Origin of the sequence: Intrasporangium sp. (assembly GCF_035688975.1) — a bacterium.
Taxonomy (GTDB): Bacteria; Actinomycetota; Actinomycetes; order Actinomycetales; family Dermatophilaceae; genus CALMNV01.
In genome coordinates, this window is sequence record NZ_DASSMH010000047.1 from 1 (window position 1) to 6,084 (window position 6,084).

Annotated in this window: 6 protein-coding genes and 1 rRNA gene; all 7 read left to right on the forward strand. The window is 74.6% G+C overall.

Going from position 1 to position 6,084, the window contains the following annotated elements:
- The first annotated feature begins 23 nt into the window (after nt 1-23).
- Nucleotides 24-140 (forward strand): 5S ribosomal RNA (rrf, locus tag VFJ94_RS04655).
- Between the two features lie 616 nt (nt 141-756).
- A complete protein-coding gene (locus VFJ94_RS04660) occupies nt 757-1,491 on the forward strand; it encodes a tetratricopeptide repeat protein (protein WP_325003024.1) in 735 nt (244 codons plus the stop codon).
- Nucleotides 1,492-1,501: 10 nt separating this feature from the next.
- Entirely contained in the window at nt 1,502-2,551 is a 1,050-nt protein-coding gene (locus tag VFJ94_RS04665) for an HAD-IIA family hydrolase (protein ID WP_325003025.1), read from the forward strand.
- Nucleotides 2,552-2,646: 95 nt separating this feature from the next.
- Nucleotides 2,647-2,853 (forward strand): hypothetical protein, encoded by a 207-nt coding sequence (locus tag VFJ94_RS04670; RefSeq protein WP_325003026.1) that lies wholly within the window; start codon nt 2,647-2,649, stop codon nt 2,851-2,853.
- A complete protein-coding gene (locus VFJ94_RS04675; RefSeq protein ID WP_325003027.1) occupies nt 2,850-3,674 on the forward strand; it encodes a TlyA family RNA methyltransferase in 825 nt (274 codons plus the stop codon). Before VFJ94_RS04670 ends, VFJ94_RS04675 begins: the two co-directional genes overlap by 4 nt.
- Nucleotides 3,671-4,591, forward strand: a complete 921-nt coding sequence (locus VFJ94_RS04680; RefSeq protein WP_325003028.1) for an NAD kinase — start codon at nt 3,671-3,673, stop codon at nt 4,589-4,591. The genes VFJ94_RS04675 and VFJ94_RS04680 overlap by 4 nt, the downstream gene beginning before the upstream one ends.
- Nucleotides 4,592-4,639: 48 nt before the next feature.
- A partial coding sequence (locus VFJ94_RS04685; RefSeq protein ID WP_325003029.1) for a DNA repair protein RecN occupies nt 4,640-6,084 on the forward strand: 1,445 nt, incomplete at its 3' end.

Consider the following 6,084-nt stretch of genomic DNA (forward strand, 5'->3'; position numbering starts at 1 on the left):
CAGGTTTGATATCTCCATAGAGTTACGGCTGCCATAGCGAAGGGGAAACGCCCGGTCCCATTCCGAACCCGGAAGCTAAGCCCTTCAGCGCCGATGGTACTGCACTGGTGACGGTGTGGGAGAGTAGGACGCAGCCGGACAACTATTACCAAGGCGTCCCGCCCGGAACTTCAGTGATCCAGGCGGGGCGCCTTTTTTTGCGCGCGTACCGCCCCTCGGCGGTGGCGTCGCACGGGGACCGAGGGAAGGATGAGGGACATGAGCGACGAGGACTCCACCGGTCGGCAGGACGCCGAGGGACGGCGCGCGCGAGGGGAGGCCGGGTCCCAGCGACGCGGCGGCCGGGACGCCGGTGCAGGTGGAGGCCCGGCCCGAGGCGCGGGTGGCCGTCCCCGCTGGGCCGGCGGCGAGGGCCAGGGCCAGCGTCGTGACAGCCGTGCCGGAGGGGCGGAGGGCGGCCGCGCGGGCCGCCCCGACGACATGGGTCGGGGTCGCGCGGACGACCGTGCCCGGGGGGGTAGCGACGGCAAGGGCTCCAGCCGCCCCAACTGGGACCGACCGCGCCGCGCAGAGCGCGACGAGCCGCGCACGGACGGCCCGGGCGGCTTCCAGCGCGAGCGTCGGGACGACCGTGGTGGTCCCCGCCGGGACGACCGTGGTGGTCCGCACCGGGACGACCGTGGCGCGCCGCGCAGGGACGACCGCCCCCGCGGCGGCGCTGGCCGCGAGGATCTCGAGCGCCGGGGGGGTTCGCGGTTGACCCCAAGGGGTCCAAGACTGCCGGAGCCGGCGATCCGGGAAGGCGTCACCGGCTTCGAGATCGACCGCGCCGTGACCAACCAGCTGAGGACCCTGTCGAAGGAGAACGCGCAGGGTGTGGCCCAACACCTCGTCATGGTCGCCGAGCTGCTCGATGTCGACCCCGAAGCGGCGCTGGCGCACGCAGAGACGGCCGCCCGCCGGGCCGGTCGCGTCCCCGCCGCCCGCGAGGCGCTGGGGCTGGTGGCCTACCGCCTGGGTGACTGGGCGCGAGCCCTGTCGGAGTTCCGCACCGTCCGGAGGCTGTCGGGCTCCAGTCACCTGCTGCCACTCATGGTGGACTGCGAGCGAGCGTTGGGGCGCCCCACCAAGGCCCTCGAGCTCTCGCAAAGCGATGAGGCGCGCACGCTCGCCATCGACGACCGGGTCGAGCTCGCGATCGTCGTGTCCGGCATACGGCGCGACCTCGGGCAGCTCGACGCAGCGGTCGCGGGGCTCACCGACCTCGTGCGTCGGATCAGCCCTGGTCGGCCGTCGGCTCCGCGGCTCTACTACGCCTACGCGGACGCCACGCTGGCCGCCGGGGACCCCGCGGGGGCGCGCGAGTGGTTCGCCCGGGCGGCGGACGCGGACCACGAGCTCACCACCGACGCCGCCGAACGTCTCGACGAGCTCGACGGCGTGGAGGCGCTCGACCTGCTGGCTGACGACGCCGAGCAGCCGGATGCATGATCCGGTCAGCGTGAGCCGACCCCAGCGCGCGACGGACGCGCTGGTGGACGGCTACGAGGCGGTGATCTGCGACCTCGACGGCGTGGTCTACCGCGGCCCGGCGGCCGTGCCCGAGGCCGTGCCTGCGCTGCGCCGCCTCGTCGCCGACGGGCTGCGGATCACGTACGCCACCAACAACGCCTCCCGGCTGCCCGCCGACGTGGTGGGCCAGCTGCGCCACCTCGGCGCACCCGCGCCCGACGGCTGCGTCGTCACGAGCGCCGAGGCCGGTGCGGCGCGCATGCGTCGGTCGGTGGCGAAAGGGGCCGAGGTCGTGGCGCTCGGGGGGCCAGGCCTGCGGGCCGCCCTCGCGGAGGAGCTCCTCGTGCCGGTCCCGGCCCAGCAGCCGCGGGCGGCGGGCGTGCTGCAGGGCTACGGCCCGGACCTTCGGGTGGCGGACTTCGCCGAGGCCGCCAGGCACGTGTCGAGCGGTGTGCCGTGGGTCGCGACGAACGCCGACACGACCCTGCCCGTCGAGTGGGGCATCGCGCCCGGCAACGGTGCCTACGTCGACGTCCTCCGCAAGGCCACCGGGCGTGAGCCCGTCGTCGTGGGCAAGCCCCACGCCCCGCTCTACGAGCTGGCCATGGTGAGGCTCGGCACCCGGTCAGTGCTCGCCGTGGGGGACCGGCTCGACACCGACATCGACGGCGCCCGCGCCGCCGGCATACCGTCGGCGTGGGTGCTCACCGGCGTGGACCGACCGAGCGACCTCGTGGGCAGCCCGGACCGCGCGGTCCCGACGTTCGTGCTGCGCGGGCTGCACGACCTGGAGGTGCCGTATGCCGCGCCCGTTCCCGTGGGCGGCGGGTGGGCCTGCGGCGACGTGTCGGTGCGGCTGCACGTGGATGCTGACCAGGTGAGCCTCGTGCTCGGGTCCCCGGGGATGTCAGGGGACGGGTCGGCAGTCGCGGTGGTGCGCGCCGGGCTCGCGGCCCTCCTCGAGGCCCGCGATGCCGCACTTGCCCCGGTGGCGTCCCTCGCCGCGGCCGCCACGTCGCTCGACGCGCTGCTGGACTGAGTCGACCGGGTAGCGTTGGGGGCGCCCATCGCGAGACGCCAGACGGCGCCGGTCGCCCACGCGAGCGGACCTCACCGGCGAGAAGGAGATCGTCAATGACCACGGGACCTGCGACGGCAACTCCGACGGGACCGACGGGGGCGAGCCCGTCACCGGCCCCCGCCACGGGTGACGCCATCCTCGACGCGGCGGTCGTCGAGCTGGCCGGGCTCGAAGGACGTCCGCTGGAGGAGCACCTCGAGGTCGGCGAGAGGGTGCTGTCCGTCCTCTCGGGTCGCCTGCGTCACCTCGGTGGCGCGTGACGACGCGGCGACTCGACGCCGAGCTCGTGCGCCGTGGTCTCGCTCGGTCGCGTGCCCAGGCCCGTGAGCTCGTCGCCGCCGGGACCGTGCTCGTCGACGGCCGTCCGGTCTCCAAGCCGGCTCAGCCGGTGGGGAACGACACGCCCCTGGGGCTCTCAGAGATGCCGGACCCGTGGGTCGGCCGGGGGGCGCTGAAGCTGCTCCACGCCTTCGAGCTCTGGGGCCACCCCGCGGACGCCGGGGGACGGCGGCTCGACCCGAGGGGACGCAGGTGCCTCGACGTCGGCGCCAGCACCGGCGGGTTCACCCAGGTGCTGCTCGAGCACGGGGCGCGGCACGTCACCGCCCTCGACGTCGGCCGCGGGCAGCTCGTGCCGCAGCTCGCGTCCGACTCGCGGGTGCGGGACCTGCCCGGCACCAACATCCGAGACGTCCGACCGGGTGACCTCGGGGCGCCCTTCGAGCTCGTCGTCGGCGACCTCAGTTTCATCTCCCTCCTGCTCACCCTCGGACCCATGGCGGCGCTCCTCGCACCGGGCGGAGACCTCGTGGTCCTCGTCAAGCCGCAGTTCGAGGTGGGCCGGGAGCGCCTCGGTCGTGGCGGCGTCGTCCGGTCGGCCGCCGAGCGCCGTCGCGTGGTCCGGCTCGTCGCGGAGCACGCCAGCTCGCTGGGCCTGCAGGTGCTCGGCCTCGCGCCGAGCCCGGTCCCCGGCTCGGAGGGCAACCGGGAGTTCCTCCTCTGGCTGAGGGCGAGCCCCGCTGCGGTGATGTCGTCCCTCGATGACATGCTGGAGGCCATCGACCGGGAGGAAGCGCAGTGACACGACGGATCCTGCTCGTCGCCCATCCCCGTCGACCAGAGGCGCTCCTCGTCGCCAAGGGCGTCGTGAGGCGGCTGACCGCCCTCGGGATCGACGTGTCGCTGCAGGCCGAGGAGGCCCGCGCGCTCGACCTCAAACGCTCCGACCACGTCCGCATCGCCGCCGAGGAGCAGGTCGCGGAGGGATGCGACCTTGTCGTGGTCCTCGGGGGCGACGGCACCATCCTGCGTGGCGCCGAGTTCGCCCGGAGCGCCGACATCCCGCTCCTCGGCGTCAACCTCGGCCACGTCGGCTTCCTCGCCGAGGCCGAGCGGGAGAATCTCGACGACGTCGTCGAGCACATCGCCGCCTCGCGCTACTCCGTCGAGGAGCGGATGACCCTCCACGTCGAGATCTGGCACTGTGGGCAGCCCGTCGCGACGAGCTGGGCGCTCAACGAGGTGAGCGTGGAGAAGGCCGCGCGGGAGCGGATGCTGGAGCTCACCATCGAGGTCGACGGTCGACCGCTGTCGAGCTGGGGCTGTGACGGGGTCATCGTCTCCACCCCGACCGGCTCCACGGCATACGCCTTCTCGGCCGGCGGGCCCGTCGTGTGGCCGCAGGTCGAGGCCATGCTCCTCGTGCCCAACTCCGCTCACGCCCTCTTCGCGCGACCGCTGGTGCTCGGCCCCGACACCCGCCTCGCGGTCGAGGTCACCGAGGGCACGGCGGGCTCCGGCGTGCTCTGGTGCGACGGTCGCCGGCACGTGGACCTGCCGCCCGGCGCGCGGGTCGAGGTTCGCAAGGGTGTCCGTCCCGTGCGCCTGGCGCGCCTGACGAGCGCGCCGTTCACCGACCGGCTCGTGGCCAAGTTCAACCTCTCCGTCGCCGGGTGGCGCGGTGCCGCCTCCACCGGCGAGCGACAGGCCGCCGACTGACCGGCCGCGTCGCCGAGGGGTGTCCGCGTCCGCCCGTAGGGTGGGGCCGTGTTCAGCGAGATCCGGATCCGCGGCGTCGGCGTCATCGACGAGGCCGTGCTCGAGCTGAGCCCGGGGCTCAACGTCCTCACCGGCGAGACGGGAGCCGGCAAGACGATGGTCGTCTCGGGCCTCGGCCTGCTGCTCGGTGAGCGCGCCGACTCGGGGCTGGTGCGGGCCGGGTCCTCGAGTGCGTTCGTCGAGGGCGTCCTCACCCTGCCGGCGGACCACCCGGCGCTGTCGCGCGCCGAGGAGGCCGGCGGCGAGCACGATGCCGGGGAGCTCGTCGTCGCCCGCACCGTCTCGGCCTCCGGCCGGTCTCGCGCCCACGTGGGCGGCCGCACCGCCCCCGTCGCCGTGCTCGCAGACCTGGGGCAGCTCCTCGTGGCGGTCCACGGCCAGGCAGACCAGTGGCGCCTCAGGCAGGGCGACGCCCATCGCGACGTTCTCGACGAGTTCGGCGGCCCCGCGCTGCTCGAGCGCCGCCGACGCGTCGAGGAGCTCTATGACCAGTGGCGAGACACGGTCCGCGACCATGCACATCTGGTCGAGCGAGCCCGAGAACGGGCCCGCGACATCGACGCCTTGACGGCCTCGCTCGAGGAGATCGAGGCGGTGGACCCCCAGCCCGGTGAGGACGTCGCCCTGCGGGCCGAGGACGAGCGGCTCGCGCATGCCGACTCGCTCCGGCTGGCCGCGGGCCAGGCGCTCGGGGCGCTCCTCGGCGACGAGGAGTATGCCGCCGAGCCGCGGCCGGGTGCCCGTGACCTGCTGGGCGTCGCCCGCTCCGCGCTCGGCCCAGCCGCGGGCCACGACGACCGCCTGGACGCCCTGGGCGACCGGCTCCACGAGGTCGCCACGCTCGTCGGCGACCTCGCGGCGGACCTCGGTGCCTATGTGGACGACGTCGAGCTGGACCCCACGCGCTTGGCGTTCGTCCAGGAGCGGCGGGCCGCCCTCGGGTCCCTCACCCGCAAGTACGGCGAGAGCATCGACGAGGTGCTCGAGTGGTCGCGGGGGGCCGCAGCCCGGCTCGCCGAGCTCCTCACGGCTGACGACCGAGCCCAGCTGCTGCACCGCGAGGTGGAGGTGCTGCAGGCACGACTGGTCGAGGCGGCCCTCGAGCTGTCCGAGGCCCGACGCGCGGCCGCCCGAGGCTTCGGTCGCCGGGTCACCGCCGAGCTCGCCCACCTGGCCATGGGCCGGGCCCTCCTCGAGGTCCGCCTGGAGACCCGGCGGGACCCCGAGGGCGTCGAGCTGCGCGACGGCGAGCGGGTCCGGATCTCCCGGCACGGGATGGACGACGTCGAGATCCTGCTCGCCGCCAACGCCGGTGCGCCGGCTCGCAGCGTGGCCCGGGCTGCGTCTGGTGGTGAGCTGTCCCGGGTGATGCTCGCGCTGGAGGTGGTCGGCGCCCGTCGTGGCATGAGTGCCGGTGGGCCCCCGACGTTCGT